Here is a 25,910-nt window from a genome sequence, read left to right on the forward strand (position 1 = left end):
TTAGGCTGCCGCAAAAATATGCGGTTAACCCGCAAGTAAGCGATATGAGGAAGTTATGGCAGGTCCACTCGCACACTTAAAGGTACTCGATTTAAGTCGTATTCTCGCCGGACCCTGGGCTGGGCAGGTGTTTGCTGATTTTGGGGCTGAGGTTATTAAAGTAGAGCGCCCGGAGCGAGGGGATGACACTCGCCACTGGGGCCCTCCCTACCTAAAGGATGAGAAGGGAAATGACACGGCTGATGCTGCTTACTACCTAAGTGCCAATCGCGGAAAAAAATCAGTTACTGTTGATATCACTACCAAAGATGGCCAGGCCCTGATCAAGGAGATGGCAGCCCGTTGCGATATCCTTCTGGAAAACTACAAAGTAGATGGCCTGAAAAAGTACGGCCTGGATTATGAATCCATCAAGGCAATCAACCCTGGTGTTATCTACTGCTCGATCACAGGTTTTGGGCAAACGGGCCCGTACAAAAATCGAGCAGGCTATGATGCCATGATCCAAGGGATGGGTGGTCTGATGAGTATTACCGGTGTGCCAGAAGGGCAACCGGGTGCGGGCCCGCAAAAGGTGGGGGTGGCCGTAGCCGACCTGATGACAGGGATGTACGCGGTATCTTCTGTATTGGCAGCTGTTGTTCACCGACAGCATACGGGTGTTGGCCAGCATATTGACCTCGCCTTATTGGATACCCAGGTATCCTGGTTGGCTAACCAAGCCCAAAATTACCTTACTTCTGGTAAAAGCCCTGAGCGACAAGGTACCGGCCATCCTAATATTGTCCCCTACCAGGCAGTCCCTTCAAAAGATGGCTATTTTATGTTGGCAGTGGGTAATGATGACCAGTTTAAACGCTTCTGCGGAATCGCGGGCGTAGAAGAACTGGCAGAAAATCCTGCCTACGGGACTAACTCAGCGCGGGTAATGGCCCGTGAAGAATTGGTGCCTCAGATTGAAGCTGCGACTCGTAAGCACGAATCCGCTTGGTGGCTCCAGCATCTTAGTGATGCTCATGTTCCCTGCGGGCCTATCAATACATTGGAGGAGGTTTTTACTGATCCTCAAGTACAGGCCCGAGGTATGGTGGTTGAGCAGGATCATCCGGAAGCTGGAAAGGTGAAGACCGTGCGCAACCCTGTAATCTTCTCCGAGTCAGCACTCGACTACACTCAGGCGCCGCCAGTATTGGGTGAGCACACTGAGGAAGTATTGCGAGATTTGCTTGGTAAAAGTGACGAGCAAGTAGAAGAGTTGCGGAACAAGAGTATTGTGTAAGTTATAGACAGATAACTTGCTGATAATCAGGCACAAGGATGTGCCTTGTAAATTAGGGAAAACAGATGGAACTCGACCACGTCAATATTACTGCTCCTATGGAAAGCCTAAAGCGGGTACGGGACTTCTATGCCCATGTACTCGGTCTGACAGAAGGCGAGAGACCCAACTTCAAGCGTAATGGTTTTTGGCTCTATGGCAATGGTAGGGCTATTTTGCATTTAATAGATGGTGAGGTGAGTGGTGACCAGCCTGAGAAACCCTACTTGGATCACATAGCTTTCCGTACAGATGCGCTTGAGCCGGTTAAGCAGCGTCTGGATGCGTTGGGAGTCGCCAATCACCTAATGGATGTGCCCGGACGCAATGTACGGCAATTAGTATTTTTTGATCCAGTTGGGAATAAGGTAGAAGTTAACGCGGTGGTGTAACAACTTCTTGAGAGGTCTAGACATTCCTGCGAAGCAGCGCCTTGACTGTACCGCTCTGCATGCCAGAGGTATCACGAAGTTGTTCGGTGGCTCCTTAAGTTGTTTTATTCCTTTCTGAGGCTTTTGAGTCTCTTAGGTTTAGAAGATTCTTTGTAGAGCATGTTCTTTATAGTCCCTGGATTTAACTTGGTCCCCTGTCAGAGAAGCTATGGCAATCACTTCTGATTGGTCGTTTTCTCTGATTGAAAAGTTGATATGCTTCATGTTTTATTGCAAATGACTAGGTCCCTGATAAAGATAATAATTTATGCCAGATAGTGAAGAATCAGTTGTATTTAAAATACAAGGGAAAATGGTAATTGGTCAGCGTAAATTCAGGGCACCGTTAAGTTATCAAGACCGTTTGGTTGATGAGGCAAGGTTGGTTTACGTTATCAGTGGCTGTTCAACCCTGGTTTGCGGTGATGAAACCCTTACCTTGAGCCCAGGTGCCACTGTGCTAATGAAGACAGATAATTTTATTAATCAGTGGCATGAAGATGGACTAAACAATGAAATTAATTTCATCGGTTTTCGGCTAACGTCAGAGCTATTACAGCGACTCTACCCAAGTGGTATGCCTGATGCCTTTGGTAATAATGGCGAAAGTAGGACTGCTGTTAAGGAGGATAATAAGTCCATTAATCAGCCCCCCTCGGCTGAGCGCCTGCAGGAATCCGTACTGCTCTCCAATTATATGCGTAGCATAATTGACTATATCCAGCAGCCAGAAGTATTCAGTGAGCCACTGGTGGTATTAAAAGTTCGAGAATTAGTAGAGCTTATCCCCAGGATTGATAGTAGTGGAAGAGTCGCGAAGATGTTGGGGCAGTTGTTCATCAGGCAACAACCTAAGCTACAGGAAGTGGTGCAAGCTCACTTATACACCCCTCTTAAACTGGCGGATCTAGCTTTTCTATGCCATATGAGCGAGTCAACATTTACTCGTAAATTTAAGCAAGTCTATGGCAGTAGTGCCACGAAATATATTACCTCGAAACGGATGGAGAAAGCACAGCAGCTGATTCTCAATAGCGATCTTAGCCTGACTGAAGTTGCTTTGGAGTGTGGTTTTGATGAGCTTAGTTACTTCTCCCGGGTGTTCAAGCAGCACTATCAAGTAGCCCCTTCCCAAATGCGTAAAAAGGCGATTTGACGGATTTGTACAAATCCTTGACTGGATGTTCCAAGTAAAGTGTTGGCTTGCTAGTTAATCTAGTCCTTGTCTTAACAGCGTACTTTTCTAACGATATGTCGTTATATTTAAACCCTCTTGTTATTGAGGGGCTAAAGAATGAATACATGCTCATTGCTGGTGCTAATGGTGATGTTGGTTTTACGTTTAGTCCGACGAGCATTAGTTATCGTCCTGGTGGTTTGATTAGAACCCTCCTGGGGCAAACTATAGCTGATACCGCTGAAGACTATAAACCAGTCACTTTTATTACTTGCTCATGTTTGCTGGAAGCCTGAATGCTAATCACTCTGCCCCCTGCGCAATCAAAAATAGTGAGACTTGATACAGTCAATTAGTAGCACTGCTTTGGTCTGTTATCCGGGCTAAGTGCCTCTTGAGGTCTCGCAGAAATGATAAGGAATTTTTCAGGGGATCTTTGAGTTCTCATTCTGTTCATTTAATCAACCAGATGGAATATTTAATATGATTCGTTTCGCACAATTTCTTTCCGGTATATTTGTACTTATATTGGGTTCGGCTGGCTTAGTGACCATGCTTTTCCCGGAAGTTGTTAATGGTCCAGCAGGGTTTGATGCCACAACTAATTACGGTTTCACTAACCTACGTACTCTCGGTGCCCCCACACTTAGCTTAGCGATTATTACGGCAATTGGTGCCTTTCGCAAAGAGTGGTTATTAATACTTCCTGCCTCGATGTACTTTCTATTTAATGGCTCTTCGCGGCTTATTTCTGTATTGGTTGAGGGCTATGAGCCCGTAATGCTGACTGGCTTGGTAGTGACATTTACACTATTTATTCTGTCTCAGGTGGCTGTGTACAACTTCCGTCGTGCAGCTTTGACGTAGGTTTAGAAAATGTAGGGTGTTGGCGGTGTTTACTGTAAATGTCACACCGCCTCTCTTTCAGAACGTCGCTGAAATGAGGTTGACGCTATGGTAATTGTGTACTTGATTGATGGTGAGGTAAGTGGTGTGTTGCTCCCGCAGGTTTTGTATTCTATTTCCTGAAACGAAAGCAACCAGTTTTAAATTGAAAAATGTTTCTAGTTTTTAGGGGCTTTGTCTGAAAACAGCTTTCCAAACGCATCGTAAACAGCAAGATGCAGAGTGTCACCATGGTCTAGTTGTTCAAAGTAGCCGAAGTGTATTTTTGTGTTGCTCTTCTTATTATCTAGCTTGTTGTATAGTGTTCGCGCTAGGCGCTCCATCACTTCCCCCTCTTTTCCAACTCCAATATAGATCTGTTTGTCCTCACAGCAGTCTTCAGGGATGCTTGTCAGAAGAGATTCTCCACTCCACCATAAGCTTGGGCTGATAATAATATAGTTGTCGAAAAGGTCCGTATGCTTTATCAGGATTTCTGTAGCTACAAGTCCTCCCAGAGACTGACCTATCAGTGTGGAATTTTCTTTTGTACGGAAATTGCTCGCAATAATGGGTTGAACCTCTTTGTCCAAAAAATCAATAAATTCCTTTGATCCGCCTGATGATGGAAATTCTTTTTGATCTAAAGCTATTTTGGATGGAAATGTATAGTCGCGTTTTCTATCAATATTTTCTATGCCTACAAGAATGGATTCTGGAAGCATATTAATCCATGAGAATGAGCCGAATTGGAGCACTCCCGCTATATGGATAAAGTCTTCGGATAAGGAGCCATCTAAAAGATAGATTACGGGGTAGTTTCTTTCAGGTTCACGATGGTAGCTCTCGGGTAAGTAGACATTTAAGGTGCGCTTTTCCTTTAATATCTTTGACTGAAAACTAATTGAGTCGCCAATTACCAGGGGAGAACTCTTAAGGTCTGTAGCCTTTGCGAAAGTAGCCATAAGAAAAAATGAGATGAGAGCCAAATACTTGACCATAAGTTATATGCCCTTTGAAGGTTAAATTATTCTTGAAATAGATAGGGTCTGTAGAATATTCATATTGAAACGGCCTAATACTAACATTGAGGAGGGTGTTGGTTGTAGTAATGCTTTATTTAAAGCTTAAAATTATTCATCACTCATCATTTATACAGAAAGTCTTGTTGGGATTGGTGTTCGGATATGGAAGAGGATGAGATTGCGACGTTTTTCTTCTGCTCTAGCTGAATGGCTTTCCTGGTTTCGCATTCAGGCCGCTTTAAGTAGAAATTTGGATATTTGGCCTGAAAATGTACCAATCTAAGTGGTTGGAATTTTCCCGGTAAGTACTGCTGAATTTAGTAAAGGTGGCCACTTGCAGGAGGTCAATTTTACAACCTATTTTGCTAGCCCCGTCAAACCCTTGATCATTGGCACGTATTGCGTCCCGAGATGCTTAGCTTGTGAATCAGAAATTAACCCGGCACAACCTGACTGACTGGTCGGATTTTGGGGTTGTTGCATGGGTGTAATTCCTATTTAATTAATCAGCTGATTAATTAAGGATAAATGCCTGTGACTGACAATCCATCCACTCGAGGCCGCGGGCGCCCAAAAGATCCTGAGCGTGAATCCCAGGTGCGTGAGGCACTTATGCACTCAGCCTACTCTCTACTTCGGAATAAGGCCTTCCGTGATATTTCGATTCGGGAGATTGCTCAGGGAGCAGGGGTGAATTCTGCGATGATCAGTTACCACTTTGGCGGTAAGGAGGGGCTAATTATCGAGGTGGTTCGGAGCCAAATCATGCAGTATGGCCCCGCGTTTGTTAGTGCAGGGCTGGATGGAGGGGAGCCCTCTTTAGAGTTGCTGAAAGAAGCAATGAGTCGAATGATACGCCTATACATCAAGGAGCCCTGGATTCCGCGCCTGATTGCTGATGAAGTGGCTTCCAAATCTGGTCGAATGCGCGAACTCTTTGTTGACAGGTTAGCCTCACAACTGGTGCCAAAGCTGCGCGGGTTGCTGGGAATTCTCCAATCCAGCGGCCAGTTGCGAGAGGACCTGGATATTGACCTGATGCCAGTCTCTTTTATCAGTCTGATTGCCTTTCCCTTCATCGCTGGCGACCCCTTGAAGGAGGGGTTTGGCTTTGCTCTGGGGGAGGAAAACCGGGAGAGATGGATTAACCATACCGTTCAACTCTTACTCCGTGGCGTTTCCAATAAATCTGTGACCAAAGGCGAGGAAGTCGGCAATGGAAATTAAGACTCATATGAAAGCACTGATGAATCGCCGGCTGGCATTACCAGCTTTGATAGCGGCGGGGGTGTTTATATCTATGGCATTGGTCGTCACTAAAGGTGAGCCTAAACACGATGCTATTGAGGCTCCTATAACGGTGGTAGACGCAATTAAAGTGCAGGAGTTACCGCTGCGAGCTCAAGCTATTGCATATGGTGAGGTGAAACCCAGTACTTTCCTGGAAGCCAATGCAGAAGTCAGTGGTAGGGTGGTGTATACAGCTCCGGAATTGGAGCGGGGAAATATTATCTCTGCCGGTACACTGGTGTTGAAGATCGATGATACCAGCTACCAGCTTGCCCTGGCGCAGGCTGAAAGTGACTTGGCTGCAAATCGCGCTAACTTGCAAGAGCTGGACGTGGAAGAGGCCAATAGTAAACGCTCTTTGGACATCGCCGAGCGCACCCTCAAATTGGGTGAGAAAGAACTCGCTCGCAAGCAAAAGTTAGTTGCCAAGGGAACCGTCTCCCGCTCGACCGTAGATACTGAAGAGCAAAATATGCTGCGCTTGCGCCAGGAAGTGCAGAACCAGAGCAGCCAGCTCTCCCTTTTCCCGACCCGCCGTAAAGTGATTGAAGCCCAGATAGCTCGCTCAGAAGCTCAGGTACGGGACAGTAAATACAATCTGGAGCGCACCCAGGTGATCCTGCCATTTAATGCTCGTATTGGCGAAGTTCATGTTGAAGAAAACCAATATGTTGCTGGCAATGCCCGTTTATTTGATGCAAGCGGCCTTGCCCAAGTAGAAATTGCAGCAGAGCTTCCTATGGTTCATGTGGCTCCACTTTTGCGCAATTTAAGGCCTGGCATCGATTCCAATCCGACTCCTGATGATCTACCCAAAATGTTGTTAGGGCTGGAAGCTCGGATCACCCTGGTGGGTGGCCCGGGGAATAGTGAGTGGCAGGGGAGGGTAGTGCGCTTGGGTGGAACCCTGGATAGCACCAGTCGAACACTCTCCGTTGTTGTAGCTGTGGATGACCCCTATGGCAAAGCGGTGACCGGTGAAAAACCACCGCTATTTCGCGGTATGTATGCCCGTGTAGAGTTATTGGCTCCCGCCGCACCAGCACTCGCTATACCCCGCCGCGCCCTCCATGAAGGCAAGGTCTATCTGGTACAAAATGGTCAACTAAGAGTGCGCCCTGTACAGATTGACTACCACCAAGGCGACACCACTGTGATCCGCGAGGGATTGAATCCCGGTGAGCAGGTTATTGTGACTGATGTAATTCCTGCGATTAATGGAATGGCAGTTTCCGTCGTCAGTGATGAGCAATCCGTTGCGGCGAGTGCTAGAGGTACCCAGCAGTGATACGTTATTTTGCCGGTCACCCAACGGCGGCCAATTTATTGATGGTTGCGCTGATGCTAAGCGGGCTTTTTGTTCTGCCCAGCATGAAGCGTGAAACGATGCCGGAAATCGATAAGTTTGAGGTTCAGGTTTCGGTACCTTATGCCGGCGCTGCGGCAGCCGAAGTGGAAGATAGTATTTGTCTTCCCTTGGAAGAGGCCACCGATGGAATCAGCTTTATTGATGAGCGATTGTGTGAGGCAAAAGATAATCTGGGCCTGATGACCCTCAAGATGCAAGAAGCGGGTGATATGGACCAGTTTGTTGCTGATGTGGAGTCCGCAGTAGACAGTATCGATTCGCTTCCTGCAGAAAGCGAGCGCCCGGTGATCGAAGAACTGGGCCGCACTCAGGGGGTGGTTAGTATTGCTATCAGTGCTGACCTTCCTTTGCCCCAATTAAACCAGCTGGCGGAGCACTACCGCCGCGAATTACTCCGCGATCCCGCTATTCCTATTGTGCGCATTTCCGGTTTTTCTGACCACCAGCTTCAGATTGAAGTTTCAGATTATAACTTGCGCCAGTACGGACTCAGCGTGATGGACCTGGCTAATATTATTGACCAGCAAGCGATCGACATGCCCGCCGGCAAGGTATCCACGCCGGATCGAGAATACCAGGTGCGTTTTACCGAAGAGCGCCGCACGGTTGCAGAATTGGAAAACCTGGTGGTGATTAAAGGTGGTGATGTAGCGGAAGTTCGACTTGGGGATATTGCAAAAATTTACGATGACTTTGAGCTGGCTGAAGACAAAATTATTTTTGACGGTCATCGTGCAGCGCTTCTCAATGTCGAGAAGAATAGTGTGGATGATAGCTTGCGTGTGCTTGAAGCCGTACGCGACTTTGTCGACCGTGAAAATGAAAATCTGCCTGAGGGTATGAAACTCACTCTAACCCAAGACAGCGCCTCTATCGTTGCGGATCGTTTGCAGATGATTATGGCTAACGCCTGGCAGGGCCTGATTTTGGTAGCGCTGGCTCTCTATCTGTTTTTCAGTGGCCGCTATGTCTTTTGGGTGGTCATGGGCTTGCCGGTTTCATTCCTGGGTTCGTTTGCACTGATCACGGCCATGGGCGTGTCCATTAATATGATCAGCCTGGTGGGACTGTTGATTGCCATTGGTATCCTGATGGATGACGCCATTGTGTTATCGGAGAGTATTGCCAGTGAACACCGTGAGGGAAGGTCGCCGTTGGAAGCGGTTATCAATGGCACCAAACGAGTAGCTCGTGGAGTACTGTCTTCATTCGCAACGACGGTAATGGTGTTTGGGGGGTTGATCTTTATTAAGGGGGATATGGGGCAGGTCCTCAAGGTGCTCCCCATTGTATTGATTTCTGTATTGCTCATTAGCCTGATCGAGGCTTTCCTGATTTTGCCGGCACACTTGCGCCATGCCCTTGAGCATAAAAGTCGCCCCCCCGCCTGGAAGCAGGCTTTTGCCAAACGTTTTGATGGTTGGCGAGAAAAAATGGGGCGCGCAGCAGATTGGGCTGTTAAATACCGCTATGCCTTTGTCGGGGGTGTATTTGGCTTGTTCCTGGTCACTATTAGTTTGATGACATCGGGGATCGTCAAATTTCAGGGTTTCCCTACCTTGGAGGGCGATTTATTGCAAGCTCGGATCTTAATGCCTCAAGGCACTTCTTTGGTCGATATGGAGAAATTAGTCGATAAGCAGTTGAAGACGTTGGATCAAGTTGCCTCAGAGTTTTCTGAAAATGAAAGAGCACCTTTGGTAAACCATACGAGTGTCACTTTTGGTGTTAACGGAGATGCCTTTGAATCGGGGCCCCATGTGGCCACAATTAATGTCGATCTGCTTGCCGCTGAAGGCCGCAATACCAGCATGGATGAATTGCGCCATGCTTGGCGTGAGGCCGCCGGCGACACACCAGGGGCAATCGCTATTCTTTATAAAGAACCGGCCTTGGGCCCTGCCGGCCGAGCTATCCACTTGCGACTTGCCGGTTTGGAGTTGGATCAGCTAAAGGCAGCGTCCATTCGCTTGCAGAATTGGTTGCGTGGATACGACGGCGTAGTGAATGTGGTGGATGACTTGCGTCCCGGCAAGCCACAACTCACCGTCAAAATGCGTGAAGGCGCCTATGCCTCTGGCCTGGATGCCAGCAATGTCGCCAATCAGTTGCGAGCTGCTTACCAGGGCATGGAGATAGATGAAATTCAATATCGGGGGGAGACCTACGAGATACAGGTTCGTATGGATGCAGATTCCCGCGGAGCGCTGAGCCGTTTCGATGAATTAGTCATTATCCATCCAGCTACCAAGCAAAGGGTTCCGCTGATTGCCGTTGCCGATATAGAAATGAATCGGGAGTATGCGCGTATTCAACGTATTGACGGTGAGCGGGTAGTGAGTGTATTTGCTGATGTTTTCACTGAAAAAGCGAATGCTGGCCAGGTACTTGGTGACACCCAGGAGAAATTCCTGTCTGAGCTTACCAATGAGTTCCCAGGGTTGCGTGTGGATATGCAAGGGGAAATGAAAAACAGTGAAGTTACAGGTAAGTCCATTGGTCGCGCCCTGTTAATAGGCGCCATTGGTATCTACCTCCTTCTTTCCCTGCAATTCCGCAGCTATGTGGAGCCGCTGATTGTATTGGTGGCTATTCCTTTGGCGCTGATCGGTGTGATTTGGGGGCACCTGATCATGGGGCAGAATATGTCTATGCCCAGCATGATGGGGTTTGTCTCTCTCGCCGGAATCGTGGTCAATGACTCAATTCTGCTAGTGGAGTTTGTGAAGCGGCGAGTGCGTGAAGGAATGGATGTGCATAGCGCGGCGAGCCAAGCCAGCCGCGATCGTTTCCGAGCCATCTTCCTTACCTCGCTGACCACAGTTGCAGGCCTGTTGCCACTGTTATTTGAAACCAGTCTGCAGGCACAGGTGTTGGTGCCGCTTGTTACCAGTATTGTATTTGGTATCAGCAGTTCTACTATTCTGATCCTTCTGGTGCTACCGGCGCTCTACGGAATACTGGAGGACTTTGGGTTTACTGAACCTCAAGAAGAGAGTGATGGCGAAGACGTATTAGTACCGGCGCCTATGGCAACTGCGCCAAGTAGTTGATCGTTTTATGTGAAGGGAAGCTGGTTTCCTGGAATATGCCTAGCTTATTACACCTAATAATGGTGCTAATAAGTTAGGCAGTCAGTGTTTTGGGCTAATCAATCCACAGATCTACGATCTATCGTTTTGCCAATACTAGTGTAGAAAAAATAATAACTCATAGTCTCCAAAATAGTTTTGGGGGCATCGTCATTTCGGCTTTGCTTCACTGAACTCTTGTAATCCCGTTTTACCGATTTCTTTAATTTCTCTCTGTGTAGAATCGACAAGCGTATTTCCACCTGGTCCCAAATAATAATGAACTATATTCTCGACGAGATTGGAAGTGCTAAAAGCCCATACTGCTTCGGTGGGTTCCAATATTTCTCGCTTATGTCTCTTAACCGCTTAATGGACATTAGTACTTTTGAGTGTTAATTGCGCACCTTCATAAACATCTCAACCCATAGTCACTTACTATGCTATCTTGGGTGTATAAATATACAGTTTTGTATATTAAAATGGAAAACCGATAAGTAGCACTTTAGACTCCCTTAGAGCCTAAGTTGTTACTGGTAAAGCCAGACACGTACTACTTCAATCTAAATTCGCAAAGGAGCAAATATGAAAATTTCAGGAAAGTTCGAGGTTACTGTAAAGCCGATGGATCCGTATGCGAAAGGTAGTGAAGGAAACAGCTTGGGGCGTATGTCAATTAATAAAGTCTTTTACGGTGATCTTTCAGGAGAAAGTCGAGGAGAAATGCTAAGTGCAATGACACCCGTAAAAGGATCTGCGGGGTATGTAGCCATAGAGCAAGTTGCCGGTACTCTAGGTGGTAAGCGAGGCACGTTTGTTTTACAGCACTTTGGGATCATGAAGAAGGGAGAGGACTTCCTTATTTTAGAAGTTGTGCCTGATTCTGGCACTGGAGAACTAGTGGGAATCTCTGGGAAAATGTCTATTCAGATGGATGGTGGAGTTCATTACTACGACCTTGAATACCAACTTGATTAATCGTAGTTTTTGCCTGTATAGCGTCAGGGAAAGATTGTTCGATCGAAATTTATATGGCCTGTGCTCGTCTTGATTGAAGGTGCTACCTCGGATTGAATATTTGCTAATAGAAATTCAATCTGGGGGATCAGTGTCATTTTCATAATATCTAAGTTTAGAAGAAGGGCTGAATAGGTGGGTAAGTCTGCGGGAATATATTGATGAGTGTATCGCCAAAGAACTTCCTTTCTGTATAGAACAAGATGGTATCGCCAGTGGAAATCCGCTGACGATAAATTGCTGGGTCGCTAAAAGTCATAGGATAGCTGGGCGATTAGCTCTCGTGGTTGGCCGGGAAAATGTCCTTGCCGCTCATTAAAACCGCTCACTGCATACGTTTTATTCAAAAGGTTTTTTACGTTGATACTCAGCTGAATATCATCCCAGCGAGTTGCCCAGCTGGCATCGAGTACAGTGTAGGCCTTTACTTTTTGATCATCGAAGCTTATTTGATCGCTCACATAGTCGGCACCAATAGCAAATGCTGAATCCCATATACTGAGGTCATAGCGGGCCCACAAGCCTGCTTGGTGCTTGGGTGCATTTACGAACTGACCTGAGTCTGACACATTGCGTGAGTCACCCTCAGCGATATACGTATCGTTGTACGCATAATTAGCTGTTATGCTGAGTCTCTGAGTTATGTCACCGACTAAGGTGAACTCGCTTCCACCACTTTGAACCTGCCCGAGGTTGATAATTTCGGCTTCATTCGGGGTCTCATCGGCACTGATATAGGCGGGGTTACTTTGGGCCATATTTGCTTTTTTTATCTGATAGAAGGCTAGAGTGGTCAGGAAACGCCCATCCAGCCATTCCTTCTTCACACCAATCTCCACTTGACTGCCAGTACTGGGTTCAAGCTCCTCGGCGCCGCCCTCAAAGTCGTCTGCGCTCACCGGATTAAAGCTCTGGGAGTAATTTGCATAGAGGGATAGTGTATCTACGGGCTTATAAGTGATGCCTGTACGGTAGCTTGCATCATTATCTTTGTAGCTATTGCCGCTTTCTTTTTCAGTTTCGTCGAACTGATCAAGGCGCGCACCTATCATCCAGAACCACTGATTGGTCAATTCCACAGTATCCTGGATATAAATGCTGGTACGGATGCTGGCCGTACCATCCTTATTCATATTGATAAGGTTGTAAGTTGACGGGTCAGTTATCCCGTAGTTGAGTTCGTAGATGTTGAGGTTTGTAACACCGTCTGCTCCAGGGCGCGCTCGCCAATAGTCATATTTTGTATCAACATCATGATAGTCACCACCAAGCAAAATCTGATGATTCATGCCTGAAATGTCTGTGTCATACACAAAGTCCAAAGTAAGGCTCAGCTCTTCATTTGCCCGGTACTGATCGCGGTACTCACGGCGGATGGTTCCATCTTCAGCATTGGCCATTCCATCACCATTGATGTCTACCCAACCGCGTGATTCGTGATAAGCCTGCTCCCTTTCATTTTCCATGTAACGCAATGTTGCGTTAAAGTTCAGGCTATCTGTCACCTTATGCTTGACTTTAGTTCGAAGAACCAAGGCTTTTAGGTTTTGATAATCAGATTTTTCGTTGGTGTTGTATGAAGGATCTACCAGGAATTTGCCGTCATCATTAACGGGTACGCCGCGCAAGCGGTTACCGCCTAGGTTTTGTTCTATGTGCTCGAAGGTGGTCGTCAAGTGAGTGTCTGCTGAGAGGTCAAGTAGTAGTCCCCCGGCAAGTTCAATGTTCTCGCTGTTCGCATTATTGCGAAAGCTGTCTTGAGATTCATAGAATCCTCCTAAACGATAGGCGATATTTTCAATTACACCGCCTGTTAGCTCGATAGAAGCTCCTTTTAGCGATTCGCTTCCGGAGGTGACTGTTAATTCACGACGCTCATCGAAGGTTGGCCTCTTGGAAGTGTAGTTAATCATCCCTCCGGGCTCACCGCCGCCATAGAGGGCGGAGGATGGCCCTTTTAGTACCTCGATGCGCGCTACATTTGATACTTGAGGAACACTAAACCCTGAATAGGGATCGCCGCGGACTCCATCGTAAAATATATTTTTATTGTCTCGAAATCCCCGAAATGTGACTCCGGAATAGCTGAATTCACTAACTCCTGCGATGGAGCGGTACAAGTCAGTGATATCGCGGGCAGCCTGGTCTTCAATAAGCTGTTCACTTAGTACCTGAGCAGACATCGCAATATTTAATAAGTCTGCGTCTGTTTTAGTTCCAACTTGTGTATGAGAGTCCAGATAAAATTGTTGGGCTCTACCAATAACTTCAACTTCTTCTACCGTTTGAGTTACTTCCTGGGCAGACACCAACGCAGCAGGGGCTAGTGAGGCCCATACTGCCAAGTTGAGTTGTTGAGGGTACATATTGATAGAATTCCGTACAAATAGGGTCGATTATAATTGATAATGGCTGTCATTTTTGAGATGTAGTAATAAATGTGAAACAGTCGCAGGAAGCTAAAAAGCTATTGTGACGATTGGAGAGTAGGCAGGAATAGTTGATAGCTGAGAACCCTAGCTTTCAACAAAGCATTGATTTTCATTGAAAGGGTGTCAGTAATAGGTTAAGGAATTGATGGTTTGTCCGAATGATTGAATTAAGAAACATTGAAAAGAATGATGAAGCACTACTGGTTGAGTACTTAAATGATGAGTCAGTGCTTAAGTATTTGTCATCGAGAATTCCTCACCCTTATACATTGGAAGATGCTGCTTGGTGGGTTGATAAAGGTTGTGGGAAGGAAGGGGTTGTAAAGGCAGTAGAGTACAGAGGGGCCTTTTGCGGGATTATAAGTATGCGCGAGCAGCTGTTTGAGCATTCTCACTCCGGTGAGGTTGGATATTGGGTTGCGCGAGAATTTTGGGGGAGAGGAATTGCTACTATTGCTTTGACTCAGTTTACTCGTGAGATTTTTTCTTCACAAAATATTGTCAGGCTTTATGCCTCTGTCTTTTCTGGAAATGTCGGATCAATGAAGGTTTTACAGAAGGCGGGGTATAAGCATGAAGGGACTTTAAGCTGCTCAGTAAAAAAAGGGGGTATTTATTTTGATGAGTACATTTTCGCCAAGGTGAATGTCCCATCATAAAATTTCGAGTTAAATTCTTAGTTGTGGAATATTAGAATTGAATAGAGATACTGAGTTCAGTAGAGAGCTGAGTAGGATATCAAAATACTTCAGCTACCTGCTCAGGCATAAGCCTGAAGCCATCGGCTTGTTTATGGATGAGAATGGATGGGTGGCAGTTGATGAGTTGATTCAGAAAACTGTAGACTTTGAGCTAAACAGGGATTTGGTTTCTGTCGTTGTGGAAACCAATGATAAGCAGCGGTTTTCTATAAGTGATGATGGTCTTTCTATCAGAGCCAATCAGGGACATTCTGTAGATATTAATTTACATTTAAGCCCCCTTGAACCACCAGGTGCGCTTCTCCATGGCACTGCAGAGCGTTTTGTTGAAGATATCCTCGCGCAAGGGCTGAAGAAAATGCAAAGGCATCATGTTCACTTGTCAGAATCTGAGGCTGTTGCTCGATCTGTTGGTGCCAGGTATGGCAAGCACGTACTGTTAAGGGTGGAGGCTAAATCCATGCATCGAGATGGTTTTGATTTTTATCGCTCGGCTAATAATGTGTGGCTGGTTGATCATGTGCCAGTCAAGTATATGAAGTTACTTTAAAGGCAGGGGTTATCAGTATTGTTATATGGGTACTGTTAGTGGAGGGATACTCTAGAGTCAGCTTATTTATAAAGGAAGAGCCATTGATCAAGATACACCCCTTGAATGGATAGGCCTATTGGGGGTGAAGATAGCTTTATAAATTTCTATGCCAAAATAAGGAATAATTATAATTTTTCTGTATACCAAATTTTTGGAGTCACAAGCACGCCAGCCTTTTTCTTGGCTTCTTCAAGTTCACTACTATTGACAAATTTAATTGCATGCTCCTTCGAAGGAAATTCATGGATCACGGTCACATTATGGTGATTATCAATTTCCCGGTATACGGATGTGGCAGTAGCACCCATTTGCTCAACTATAGGCATAAACTCCTTTAGCGCTCTGTGCCATTCGTTGAAGTCCTTAACATTTGCGTGTACAAATAGATGTATCATATGGATACCAGTTGGTCAGTAGATGCTGCGTGTTATACAACCTTGTGAATAGTTATAGTAGTTAGCTATTCAGGGTCAAGTTTTAAAAAGGACCCCAATAGTAGCCTTTGGGTCGCAAAGGAGATGTTCGGCAGGTAGTTGGAGGTCGGTTGTTATAATAGTCCTTTAAATTTATTAATTGTATGGAGTCAGGGGATTTGACTTAAATAGTGTGGTTAGTAAAACGCTATCTTGTGAGTCAACCTTTGCCGCTTATTGCTTTGCCTATTTTCTAATTAAATCCACGGGAAAAGTGCAAGCTTCGTATATTGCTATTTAATTGTGTGCGATGAGGTGAACCCAAATGGGTACGATTGTTTTGTTTTGGGTTTCTTATAAGGCTCCAGTCTAAAAATAGTAATTTTAACTTATTGATTAGCTTTTCTGAGTAAGTGTATCTTTCTATTTGTTCCTGCCCATTAATGAAAATAGATAGCCTGGCGGTGATTTTCGCAATGTGGCGTGTATCTACTGGGTTGAAATTTTCTGGTACCGATAGATAGTGATACCAAGATTTGATTTTTAGTGCATATTGAAATTTGAGCTTTTTCTGGGGGAGCTTATGGATCTGACTATTTCTATTTTAGGGCATGCACTTACAGCTATCGCGGCTCTTTTGGCAATTCATGGGAAAACATGGGATGAAACCCAAATTGGCCTGAAAAGGGTAACCAGGATAGGCGGTGTTGCAGCCGGGGTGGCAGTTGTTGGTCTGGCGCTTTCAATCTTTCAGACTATCGATAAGTATCAGGAAAAAGCTGCTTATAAGGAATATGCAATTTCAAAAATTGAAAAGGGGTGGAGCAATCTTTTTGTTCCCTTTGAGGCGCTCCACTACCAGGTGACAGGCTTGAAACCCAAAAAGGGGGAGCATCTGGAGTTTGCCGAGTTGGTATTGAAGGAAAATCTATTGGCCAGCTTTGATAAGGTGGACTTTAAAGAAGTTCATCGATTCCCCAAGTTTGGGACAGTTGGGAATATGGTTTGTGCGCAAACACTTTCAGGTATGGGGATGGTTTCCAGATATATTGAAGAGTACTCAGATCATTTGGATTTAGAAATCAAGGCTTCGGTAGAGGAGTTGCAGTTAATGCCTGCTTTTTCCACGCTAATACGATTTGGTGGCTGTCCCGGTATTAAGGGGCGCTCAGTCAACGATCCTGATCGTTATCAGGGGAAATTTGATACTCCGGAAATGCGAGCTTACATCAGGAAGTTAATCGCATTTCAGAAATTAATAGGCTAGGGGGTAAGTACTTAGTGGAGAGATAGCAAAACGGCAGCTCAATAGCATACCGTTTTGCAGTCGGCTGTGATCATGGTCATATATCAGACGGCTCGACCTTGCTTCTTGAATATTGTGATGGCGCTGATAGTGAGTTCCTTGACTAAAGCCTCAAATTTTTGCAACGGCATATTTCTAGCCGGAGCAATATTCAATAGGTGCTCGCTGACTTGAACGAGTTTCAACCCTTTGGGGGGGTGAATGTGGGCGGGAAATCTACAAACCCATCCTGTTAGTGGTAGTTTGTTAATAGCTTCTCTATCGAGAGCTTGAATTCCTTTGCCGTTAGCAATGATTACTTCGATATCATCAAGGTGGGTGGTATCAATGTTTTGGGGTTTTCTTGGTGTTGAGTTAGGTTTTCTAAAACTCTCGAGTTTTAAAAGTTCTTCGTAGGTGATATAGAGCTCTTTTCCAGACATTCTGATCTCCTTCTCACGGTCATCAACTAAAACTTGTGTCCGATGCTCCTGAGGATTTTGGGTTGAATCGGATCGCTTTTATTTTTTAGTGTTTATTAATCTAGTTGTTATTCCAAGAATCGCAATCAAATTCGATGATTGCATCATATAGACAGATTGATACTTTGGGCAATGTTTTAAGCTCTCAATAGGGGGCTCAGAATATTCCAGCGACTGATTGTGTAGAAAATTCACGAAAACCGCCGTTGTGATCTGAGTTTGTTACTTGCCGGACTGGGGGATTTATTATTTTAAGCGTTGGCGTAATGCTTAAAATAATAAACTGCCTTGCAGTTATTCAAATTTATTTATGTTTCCTTTTTGAGGTGGTGTTTGAAGGTTTATCTGGCTGATTGAATTTTGAGGCGTGACCTTTGATTTTGGCTAGCTTAAAAACTCGTTTTCCTTTTATTTGATGCCTCACAGGTGCTTCTCTTCTAGGGGCTCCAGGTGGAATGGGAGAGGTTTATTTAATTTCATTTAAGAAGTCTTGCGTCGATATATCTTTTAGGCATGTGATACATCCTCGCGCTGGTAAGTAGGTCGAGTTTTAGATTAAAGCAATCCCTGTAAGACAGAATTGCAAAAGCTGGCGTGCATAATGCTTATCTCGGATACAACGTATAAAAATGGATAAGCACTATGGAAGAGAAGGATTCGATTGACAAGAAAGTGTCGAGCAAAAAAATTAGCCGTAGAAATTTTACTAAAGGAGCGGTGCAACTGGGTATTGCTGCCAGCGCGGCTTCGACAGGATTGGTTTCCGCTCTCTCAATGTTGGATCGGAATTTCTATGATCAATATGACTACGTGATTGTTGGGTCGGGTGCGGGTGGGGGGCCATTAGCGGTAAATTTAGCAAAGGCGGGATTTTCTGTTTTGGTGTTGGAAGCTGGTGCTGACGACCCCAGTGATGACACCCATAATATTCCAGCATGGCACCCCTTCGCGTCTGAAGACCCCAAATTGAGCTGGGACTTTTTTGTCAAGCATTATGCGGATATCAATCAACAGCAACTGGACGAAAAATATGTTTCCGGGAAGGGAATCCTCTACCCACGGGCGAGTACTATCGGTGGTTGTACCACGCACCATGCACTGATTACGGTTTATCCACATAATAATGACTTTGACCGCATAGCTCGGGATACAGGGGATATCTCCTGGGATAGCGCAAATATGCGGCGATATTTTGAGCGATTAGAGCGTTGTGAATATGTGCCCCGCCCAATTTTCTCCAACCCATCCCGCCACGGTTTTGATGGTTGGCTGCCTACGAATCGCGGCAACCCCGCGTTGTTGCTGGAAGACCCGGCGATCTTGAAAGTTGCCCAGGCTGCGTTGGCCAAGTATGGGCTCGAAGGGGCCCTGGAAAAAATTATCAGCGGCAATCTTCGCTTGGATATCAATCATTGGGACGTGGCCGGTGGCCAGGAAGGGCCTTTTATCGCCCCTATGGCAGCAGATAGTCGAAACCGCCGTACCAGTGTGCGCGAATACCTCTTAGATACCCAGTCAGTTTACCCAAACTTGCTTCATATTCGTACAAATTCACTGGCAACTCGTGTGTTGTTTGAGGGAAATACTGCTGTTGGAGTGGAGTTTTTAGAAGGGGCGAGCCTGTATAAGGCAGATCCTTACCATGACGAAAGCGGTACTGCCGGAGTCTTAAGGCAAGTGCGGGCAAATCGCGAGGTTATCTTGTCTGGAGGGGCCTTCAATAGCCCGCAACTTCTCAAGTTGTCGGGAATTGGTCCCGCCCATGAGCTCCGAGATCACGGCATAGAGCCCCTGGTAGATCTGCCTGGGGTAGGAGAGAACCTCCAGGATCGCTACGAGGTCGGAATCGTTAGTGAGATGAGTGAGGATCTTGCCCTTCTTAAAGATTGCACTTGGGGGGAGGGGAATGATCCCTGCTTAAATCGCTATCGCTATGGCTGGTTCAATCAGGGGCCCTACAGTGGAAATGGTCCAGTATTGTCTCTGGTCAAACGTTCCAAACCGGAGCTGGAAGATCCCGACTTGTTTATTTTCGGAGTGCCCACCGATTTCTACGGATACTTTCCCGGGTACTCCCAGGCGTTGCGGGACTACAAAGACCGTTTCTCCTGGATTGTACTGAAAGGCCATACGAACAATACCGCCGGGCGTGTGACCCTGCAATCTGCTGATCCCAGGGACACGCCGGAGATCAACTTCCACTATTTTGGTGAGGGTAATGATGCTCTGGGAGAAGACCTTCAGGCAGTTGTTGAGGGGGTAAAAATTTCCAGGGATATTATGTCGGGCCCTATTGTGAGCAAGCAGGTCTCCAGGGAATTATTGCCCGGTAAAGAGGTTCAGTCAGATCAGCAAATTGGCGATTTTGTTAAGAACCAAGCTTGGGGACATCACGCTTCCTGTTCCAATAAAATGGGGCCTGCCAGTGATCCTATGGCAGTTGTCGACAGTAAATTCCGGGTTCACGGCACCAATAATTTAAGGGTGGTGGATGCTTCGGTGTTCCCCCGAATCCCCGGTTTTTTCATTGTGGTGCCAGTCTATATGATCAGTGAAAAGGCGAGCGATGACATCATTGCTACAGCAACTGGGCTGAGCGCTTGAAGATTGGTATGTGAAATAAAAAGCCCCGCAACGCGGGGCTTTTTATTTAGAACGAGATGTTCTTCGGTGTGCGCGGGAAGGGGATTACATCGCGGATGTTGCCCATGCCGGTCACGTAGGACACGATGCGATCAAAGCCCAGGCCAAAGCCCGCATGAGGCACTGTACCGTAGCGGCGCAGGTCGCGGTACCAGTCCAGGTGTTCCTTGGGTACATTCATTTCATCCATACGCTCATTGAGCTTCTCCAAACGCTCTTCACGTTGGGCGCCGCCGATAATTTCGCCGATTCCCGGTGCCAGAACGTCCATTGCGGCAACGGTTTTGCCATCGTCGTTCATGCGCATGTAGAAGGCTTTAATGTCCTTCGGATAGTTCATCACGATAACTGGCTTTTTGAAGTGCTTCTCTGCCAGGTAACGCTCATGCTCAGAGGCCAGATCAATACCCCAGGATACGGGGAACTCGAACTTCTCTTTGCAGCTTTCCAGGATTTCAATCGCTTCGGAGTAGTTGATGCGGGCGAAATCGTTGTCGATGATATTCTCCAGGCGGCTGATGGCCTCCTTGTCGATGCGCTGAGCAAAGAAGGCCATATCATCGGCGCGCTCTTCCAGTACCGCCTTGGATACATACTTCAGCATTTGCTCAGAGAGATCGGCTACATCTGCCAGGTCTGCAAAGGCAACTTCCGGCTCAACCATCCAGAACTCTGCCAGGTGGCGAGTGGTATTGGAGTTTTCTGCACGGAAGGTGGGGCCGAAGGTGTACACCTTGGACATGGCCAGGCAGTAGCTCTCAACATTCAGTTGGCCGGATACAGTGAGGAAGCTTTCTTCGCCGAAGAAGTCCTTGCTGTAGTCCACTGCACCTTTATCTGTGCGCGGTAAGTTCTCCATATCCAGGGTACTGACCCGGAACATCTCGCCAGCACCTTCACAGTCAGAAGCGGTGAGAATTGGGGTGTGCACGTAGAGGAAGCCGTTCTCGTGATAAAAACGGTGAATCGCTTGGGCGATACAGTTACGTACGCGGGCTACGGCACCACTGACATTGGTGCGCGGGCGCAGGTGAGCGTGTTCGCGCAAGTGCTCCATAGTGTGGCGCTTGGGGGACATGGGATAGGTATCCGGGTCTTCCACCCAGCCGACAACCTGGACTTCGGTGGCGAGCAGTTCGATAGACTGTCCCTTGCCTTCGGATGGTTTGATGGTACCGAGGATATCTACCGCGCAGCCGGTAGTCAGGCGCTGCACTTCTGACTGGTAATTGTGCAGGTGATTCTCAGCAACGACCTGGATCGGATCAAAGCAGCTGCCGTCGTGTACGGCCAGGAAAGAGAGGCCGGCTTTGGAGTCGCGGCGGGTTCTGATCCAGCCTTGAACGCGGACTTCTTCGCCCTCGCGACCGCTGGATTTCAATAGGCTATCTACGGATTCGACTTTTACTGTCATTTTCTATCGGTTTCTCATTAGTCCGGAAGGTGGTGTTCTGTCAGCTTGCCTAAAAGTTGACCACCCCACCAAGGTGAAGTTACGGCGGGCATATTGACTGGTTGTAGAGGGGAAATCCAGTCCCTTGGCTATCGGGCAGCTCTTCAAAATCTCCCTAAGGACTTTGAAGAGCTGTGATGGCCTCTATATTGGTGATGTCTCACCAGCGGATTGCAATGGGGGTGCCGATTTTTACGAGAGCCATAAACTCATCCATCTCGTCATTGGTAAGGGCAATACAACCATCGGTCCAGTTAAAACGTTGGGTGATTGGAGCGAGCCAGCCCAGTCGATTGCGCTGGCCATGGACCATAATGAAGCCACCTGGCGAGACTCCCCGAGCCTCAGCTTGAGCGCGGTCTTCGGCATTGGGGTAGGAGATATGCATTGCCCGATAATAAGAGGAGTCTTCTTTTTTGTAATCCAGCGTGTAGTGTCCCTCAGGGGTTTTTTCATCGCCTTCCTGCTGCTTGTGTCCTTGGGGTTGCCCGCCGAAGGCTACATGGTAGCTCTTTATAACCTTGTCGCCATCGAGCAAGTGCATTTTGTTTTCGGACTTAATCACTTCCACCAGGGTGACTTCAGCCTGGGCAATAGTGGTTAATGCAAAAAACAGAATGGCGATATAGCGCACGGCTTGTAACTCCGGTTGGAGGTGGTTGCTTCAGGTTGCTGTGATCTTAAATTTCCGAATCAGCAAAAGGGTGGGGCTGAATTATCTTGCAGCTGCAGCTAGAGTGGGGTGCTTCACTTTGGGTGAGGCAGGCAGCTTCAGTTGAGCGCCTGCCAGGATGTGCTAGATCAGCCGCTGGGTTTTTTCACTGTGTGTAGGACGGTGTCCTGTTCAAAGAAAACGTAGAACTCGCCGTATTCCCAGCGCGTGATAGCGGGTTCGCCAATTGGCCCTTCAATACCAAGGGGTTCTCCCAGGCGTGAGGTCACATCATGTTTTTTAAGCCCACGGACTTCTTCAATGGTGAGCTCCCCACCCTGGGTGCCTACGGGTACTTCAATGGTTGTCGCCTGGGCGCCAAAAGTAAGAAGTAGTGCCATTGAGCCAGCGAGACAATTCAATCCGCTGCGGAGTCTGCTGAACATTTTTTGTTCTCCGATGTAGATGTTCCATTAGCCGTCCCATTAAAACAGAATTTCCGCCAATGCTCCTGTTCTTCTTCACGTTTTCGCGCCAAGAATAGAAATAAATGCGCCTCTTTGGGATGTTTGGTGTCATGGATTGACGCCTACATTCTTGCAGCGTTGCTACTTCGAGTTTTGAATTGACGGAGCAGAAGAGGGCATGGCTGGTTGGCCAGGGGCCTATGCTAGGCTATTAGTTATGCTTGGCTTGTCGAGCGGACAAGAATGAGGCTGGTTAAAACCTTTTCAATTCTCGGCCTTCTGATCGGCTCCATCTGCTTTGCGCTTTCCCTTACCCCCTCCCTTGTTCCTCGCAGTGACTTTATGCAAGGAATATTGGCCGGCGTTGCGTTCTTTGTTGGCTATGCTTTCGGCGTCTTTCTTAGTTGGCTCTGGAAATACCTGGGTATTCCAAATCTGGCGGTTTCTCCATGGCAGAGGCGCTTATTTGATCGGAGCGTATTGGCTGTATGTCTCTTGGTTATCCTTTTATCTCTTTGGCAGGGAGTGAGGTGGCAGAACTCGATCCGTGCTCTTATGAGCATGGAGCAGGTGGGGTCCGTAGGACCGATTACTGTAGCTATGACCGCACTACTCATGTTCCTGGTTTTGTGGTGCCTGGGAAAAGGGTTTCAGCGAATAGTCCTCCTGGTGGCCTGCTATGTAGAGCAGCATGTGCCCGAGCGAGTGGCGATGCTTGTGGGTGTATTAGCGGCTGTGCTTCTTTACTGGGCTGTTTTTAATGGTGTGCTGTTAAAAGCAGGATTGCATGTAATTTCATCGACCTATCAGCGGTTAGATAATTCTTATGCAAAAAGTATTTCTCCACCGGCCGACCCCAACCTTCCTGGCGGCGCCAATTCGCTGATCAAGTGGGATGACATTGGCAATCAGGGGCGCCGGTTCTTAACGCTGGGGCCGACAGTGGAGGAGATAAGAGAGGTAGCTGGTTCTGCAGTACAGCCTATTAGGGTTTTCGTTGGGCTTGATAGTGCTTCGACGCCTATGAAGCGCGCTCAGTTGGCGCTGGAGGAATTAAAGAGGGTTGGTGCATTCAGGCGTGAGATCTTATTGGTGGCAACTCCAACCGGCGCCGGCTGGGTTGATCCCGGTGCTGTAAATTCTTTAGAGTTTTTGTATCGAGGTAATACCGCCACTGTTGCGGCGCAGTATTCCTATTTATCCAGCCCGATAGCGCTGATGGCGGATGATTCTGAGGGGCTCGAGTCGGCGCGAGCACTGTTTAAGGTCATTTATGATTATTGGGCTGAGTTGCCAGAAGATGAGCGGCCCCGAGTTTACTTGTTTGGCCTCAGTCTTGGCGCTCAACTTTCCGAAGACTCCTTCGACTTCTATGACATTATCGATGACCCGATTGATGGAGCCCTTTGGGCTGGGCCGCCCCTCGGTGTAGGCATGTGGAGCCGGATTGTCAGAAATCGAGATCCGGGCACTCCCGCCTGGCTGCCAGAGTTCAAAGGGGGGGAGGTGGTGCGCTTTGGTAATCAGTACGGAGGCTATATTGGTCGTGAGCCATGGGGTGAGTTCAGGATTGCATTTTTGCAGCACGCCAGTGACCCGATTGTCTTCTTTAGTGTGCGCTGGGCACTGGAAAGGCCTGACTGGTTGAACCATCCCAGAGGGCCTGATGTATCGCCGGATCTCCAGTGGTATCCACTGGTCACTGGCTTGCAGCTGCTGGCAGACTTAAATGTAGGGCTCGCTCCGTTATCTTTTGGTCATCGGTATACCCCGTGGGGATACACCTTAGCGTGGCTCGCCCTTACAGAACCAGAGGAGTGGGATGAGGAGGCGTTGAAGCGCCTGAAGGCCCAGCTCAAGACTTACAACGTTCGGTAAACTTGCCTAAATCTTTGGATTTCCTGACGTTTTTCCGTTTAAATCGACCCTATGTTAAAACCTGTTCCCCTATTTATTGGTCTGCGCTACGTGGCTGCCCGCCGCAGGCAGCAGTTTATTTCCTTTATCAATGGCTTTTCTCTACTGGGAATGGCCCTTGGTGTTTTTGCGTTGATTGTTGTCGCTTCTGTTATGAACGGCTTCGATCGTGAGCTTAAAACCCGAATACTAAGTGTTGTACCTCACGGCTTTATCGAGCGGGAAGGCGGTCTTGTGGACTGGGAGACACCTGCACGGCAGTTGGAAACTCAGCCACATGTCGAAGCGACCAGCCCTTTTGTGAATGGCTACGCCCTTTTGAGTGCTCATGGCAGCAGTCACGGTGCCCAGTTCCAAGGTGTGGAACCGCAAGCGCTGCGCAAGGTGTCTACCGTCGGTGAGCATATGGTGATGGGTAACCTGGATTTGCTCGAGCCCCGCAGCTACGGGGTGGTTCTGGGGCGAATCCTTGCCCATCAGCTCAATGTGATTCCCGGAGATTCGGTAATACTGACCCTGCCAGAAGTCAGCGTGACCCCCGCTGGTATATTCCCCAGAACAAAGCGTTTCACGGTTGCCGGTGTTTTCTCTGTGGGTGCGCAGGTGGATCAGAATCTCGCGCTGATCAATATTGAAGATGCTGCGCGCCTGACCCGGATGACGGGTAAGGTCCAGGGATTGCAGTTGCGCTTTGATGATATGGACAACGCACTGGGGCTTGTTTCTGTCTATGCAAATGAGCTGGGCGAGGGTTTTCAGGGGGAAGACTGGGGGGATTCCCAGGGAAGTCTTTTCCAGGCAGTTAAAATGGAGAAGACCGTTGTTACGTTGATGCTAATGATCATTGTCGCCGTGGCCGCATTCAATATTGTCTCAGCACTAGTATTGATGGTTGCGGATAAGCGCTCCGATATAGCGGTGCTGCGAACATTGGGGCTCACCTCCCGCCAGATTATGGCGGTGTTTGTGATTCAGGGGAGTGCCATTGGCATTATCGGCGCTTTTGCCGGTGCTGTTTTAGGTATCGTGATAGCGATGAACCTGACTGAAATGGTGACCTGGATTGAGTCGGTGGTAGGCGCCAAGATATTTGACCCCCGTGTTTTCTTTGTTAGTTACCTGCCTTCTGAATTCCGTGTCGGCGATGCAGTGGTGGTGTTAACGGCGGCAATTTGTATGAGCCTGCTGGCAACGATATTTCCTGCCTGGCGAGCGGCACAGATTGAGCCAGCGGAAGCTTTGCGTTACGAATAATTTATATAAGTCGACCTGTTTTGGTGTGATTTATAG

At 47.4% G+C, this 25,910-nt stretch carries 21 protein-coding genes; 14 read left to right on the forward strand and 7 right to left on the reverse strand.

Features of this window, described 5'->3' with window-relative positions:
* The first annotated feature begins 55 nt into the window (after positions 1 to 55).
* From ACJJIZ_RS12665 to ACJJIZ_RS12680, 4 genes are all read left to right on the forward strand, one after another.
* Positions 56 to 1,279: a CaiB/BaiF CoA transferase family protein gene (locus tag ACJJIZ_RS12665; RefSeq protein ID WP_444913634.1), complete on the forward strand. Its 1,224-nt coding sequence runs from the start codon at positions 56 to 58 to the stop codon at positions 1,277 to 1,279.
* A gap of 65 nt (positions 1,280 to 1,344) precedes the next feature.
* Positions 1,345 to 1,710 carry a VOC family protein gene (locus ACJJIZ_RS12670; RefSeq protein ID WP_444913635.1) on the forward strand — a complete coding sequence of 122 codons (366 nt, stop codon included), beginning with the start codon at positions 1,345 to 1,347 and terminating at the stop codon, positions 1,708 to 1,710.
* 307 nt (positions 1,711 to 2,017) lie between these two features.
* The gene (locus tag ACJJIZ_RS12675) at positions 2,018 to 2,905 is read left to right on the forward strand and encodes an AraC family transcriptional regulator (protein ID WP_444913636.1); all 888 of its coding nucleotides are present in this window, start codon (positions 2,018 to 2,020) and stop codon (positions 2,903 to 2,905) included.
* Positions 2,906 to 3,409: 504 nt separating this feature from the next.
* The gene (locus ACJJIZ_RS12680; RefSeq protein ID WP_413665620.1) at positions 3,410 to 3,793 is read left to right on the forward strand and encodes a hypothetical protein; all 384 of its coding nucleotides are present in this window, start codon (positions 3,410 to 3,412) and stop codon (positions 3,791 to 3,793) included.
* 197 nt (positions 3,794 to 3,990) lie between these two features.
* On the opposite strand, the gene ACJJIZ_RS12685 is transcribed toward ACJJIZ_RS12680, so the two are convergent.
* Positions 3,991 to 4,812, reverse strand: coding sequence for an alpha/beta hydrolase (locus tag ACJJIZ_RS12685; RefSeq protein ID WP_444913637.1), 822 nt, complete (start codon positions 4,810 to 4,812; stop codon positions 3,991 to 3,993).
* Between the two features lie 558 nt (positions 4,813 to 5,370).
* Here ACJJIZ_RS12685 and ACJJIZ_RS12690 point away from each other — a divergent pair.
* The 4 genes from ACJJIZ_RS12690 to ACJJIZ_RS12705 all read left to right on the forward strand — a co-directional run bounded on the left by ACJJIZ_RS12690 (position 5,371) and on the right by ACJJIZ_RS12705 (position 11,544).
* Positions 5,371 to 6,063 carry a TetR/AcrR family transcriptional regulator gene (locus ACJJIZ_RS12690; protein WP_444905407.1) on the forward strand — a complete coding sequence of 231 codons (693 nt, stop codon included), beginning with the start codon at positions 5,371 to 5,373 and terminating at the stop codon, positions 6,061 to 6,063.
* A complete protein-coding gene (locus ACJJIZ_RS12695) occupies positions 6,053 to 7,414 on the forward strand; it encodes an efflux RND transporter periplasmic adaptor subunit (RefSeq protein ID WP_444905406.1) in 1,362 nt (453 codons plus the stop codon). Before ACJJIZ_RS12690 ends, ACJJIZ_RS12695 begins: the two co-directional genes overlap by 11 nt.
* On the forward strand, positions 7,411 to 10,548 hold the full coding sequence (locus tag ACJJIZ_RS12700) for an efflux RND transporter permease subunit (RefSeq protein WP_444913638.1): 3,138 nt from the start codon (positions 7,411 to 7,413) through the stop codon (positions 10,546 to 10,548). The genes ACJJIZ_RS12695 and ACJJIZ_RS12700 overlap by 4 nt, the downstream gene beginning before the upstream one ends.
* A 603-nt stretch (positions 10,549 to 11,151) precedes the next feature.
* The gene (locus ACJJIZ_RS12705; protein WP_444913639.1) at positions 11,152 to 11,544 is read left to right on the forward strand and encodes a DUF3224 domain-containing protein; all 393 of its coding nucleotides are present in this window, start codon (positions 11,152 to 11,154) and stop codon (positions 11,542 to 11,544) included.
* A gap of 287 nt (positions 11,545 to 11,831) precedes the next feature.
* On the opposite strand, the gene ACJJIZ_RS12710 is transcribed toward ACJJIZ_RS12705, so the two are convergent.
* On the reverse strand, positions 11,832 to 13,949 hold the full coding sequence (locus tag ACJJIZ_RS12710) for a TonB-dependent siderophore receptor (RefSeq protein ID WP_444913640.1): 2,118 nt from the start codon (positions 13,947 to 13,949) through the stop codon (positions 11,832 to 11,834).
* Between the two features lie 224 nt (positions 13,950 to 14,173).
* Between ACJJIZ_RS12710 and ACJJIZ_RS12715 the strand changes: the two genes are divergently transcribed.
* Both ACJJIZ_RS12715 and ACJJIZ_RS12720 read left to right on the forward strand, forming a co-directional pair.
* Positions 14,174 to 14,674: a GNAT family N-acetyltransferase gene (locus tag ACJJIZ_RS12715; protein ID WP_444913641.1), complete on the forward strand. Its 501-nt coding sequence runs from the start codon at positions 14,174 to 14,176 to the stop codon at positions 14,672 to 14,674.
* 37 nt (positions 14,675 to 14,711) lie between these two features.
* On the forward strand, positions 14,712 to 15,266 hold the full coding sequence (locus ACJJIZ_RS12720; protein ID WP_444913642.1) for an RNA 2'-phosphotransferase: 555 nt from the start codon (positions 14,712 to 14,714) through the stop codon (positions 15,264 to 15,266).
* A 167-nt stretch (positions 15,267 to 15,433) separates the two neighbouring features.
* Here the strand turns inward: ACJJIZ_RS12720 and ACJJIZ_RS12725 are convergent, their stop codons facing one another.
* Positions 15,434 to 15,703 carry a DUF1330 domain-containing protein gene (locus tag ACJJIZ_RS12725; RefSeq protein ID WP_444897134.1) on the reverse strand — a complete coding sequence of 90 codons (270 nt, stop codon included), beginning with the start codon at positions 15,701 to 15,703 and terminating at the stop codon, positions 15,434 to 15,436.
* Between the two features lie 571 nt (positions 15,704 to 16,274).
* Between ACJJIZ_RS12725 and ACJJIZ_RS12730 the strand changes: the two genes are divergently transcribed.
* Positions 16,275 to 16,988 (forward strand): hypothetical protein, encoded by a 714-nt coding sequence (locus tag ACJJIZ_RS12730; protein ID WP_444913643.1) that lies wholly within the window; start codon positions 16,275 to 16,277, stop codon positions 16,986 to 16,988.
* Positions 16,989 to 17,071: 83 nt separating this feature from the next.
* Here the strand turns inward: ACJJIZ_RS12730 and ACJJIZ_RS12735 are convergent, their stop codons facing one another.
* On the reverse strand, positions 17,072 to 17,449 hold the full coding sequence (locus ACJJIZ_RS12735) for a hypothetical protein (protein ID WP_413665631.1): 378 nt from the start codon (positions 17,447 to 17,449) through the stop codon (positions 17,072 to 17,074).
* 681 nt (positions 17,450 to 18,130) lie between these two features.
* Here ACJJIZ_RS12735 and ACJJIZ_RS12740 point away from each other — a divergent pair.
* Complete coding sequence (locus ACJJIZ_RS12740; protein ID WP_444913644.1) at positions 18,131 to 20,092, forward strand: GMC family oxidoreductase; 1,962 nt, start codon at positions 18,131 to 18,133, stop codon at positions 20,090 to 20,092.
* A 46-nt stretch (positions 20,093 to 20,138) separates the two neighbouring features.
* Here the strand turns inward: ACJJIZ_RS12740 and asnS are convergent, their stop codons facing one another.
* The 3 genes from asnS to ACJJIZ_RS12755 all read right to left on the reverse strand — a co-directional run bounded on the left by asnS (position 20,139) and on the right by ACJJIZ_RS12755 (position 22,682).
* A complete protein-coding gene (asnS, locus tag ACJJIZ_RS12745) occupies positions 20,139 to 21,545 on the reverse strand; it encodes an asparagine--tRNA ligase (protein ID WP_444913645.1) in 1,407 nt (468 codons plus the stop codon).
* A 199-nt stretch (positions 21,546 to 21,744) separates the two neighbouring features.
* Positions 21,745 to 22,218 carry a L,D-transpeptidase family protein gene (locus ACJJIZ_RS12750; protein WP_444913646.1) on the reverse strand — a complete coding sequence of 158 codons (474 nt, stop codon included), beginning with the start codon at positions 22,216 to 22,218 and terminating at the stop codon, positions 21,745 to 21,747.
* A 167-nt stretch (positions 22,219 to 22,385) separates the two neighbouring features.
* Entirely contained in the window at positions 22,386 to 22,682 is a 297-nt protein-coding gene (locus tag ACJJIZ_RS12755; RefSeq protein WP_282932628.1) for a hypothetical protein, read from the reverse strand.
* 264 nt (positions 22,683 to 22,946) lie between these two features.
* Between ACJJIZ_RS12755 and ACJJIZ_RS12760 the strand changes: the two genes are divergently transcribed.
* On the forward strand, positions 22,947 to 24,581 hold the full coding sequence (locus ACJJIZ_RS12760; RefSeq protein WP_444913647.1) for an alpha/beta hydrolase: 1,635 nt from the start codon (positions 22,947 to 22,949) through the stop codon (positions 24,579 to 24,581).
* 51 nt (positions 24,582 to 24,632) lie between these two features.
* Entirely contained in the window at positions 24,633 to 25,874 is a 1,242-nt protein-coding gene (locus ACJJIZ_RS12765; RefSeq protein WP_444913648.1) for a lipoprotein-releasing ABC transporter permease subunit, read from the forward strand.
* The last annotated feature ends 36 nt before the right edge of the window (positions 25,875 to 25,910 follow it).

The organism is Microbulbifer maximicatervae (SeqCode) (genome assembly GCF_052467225.1).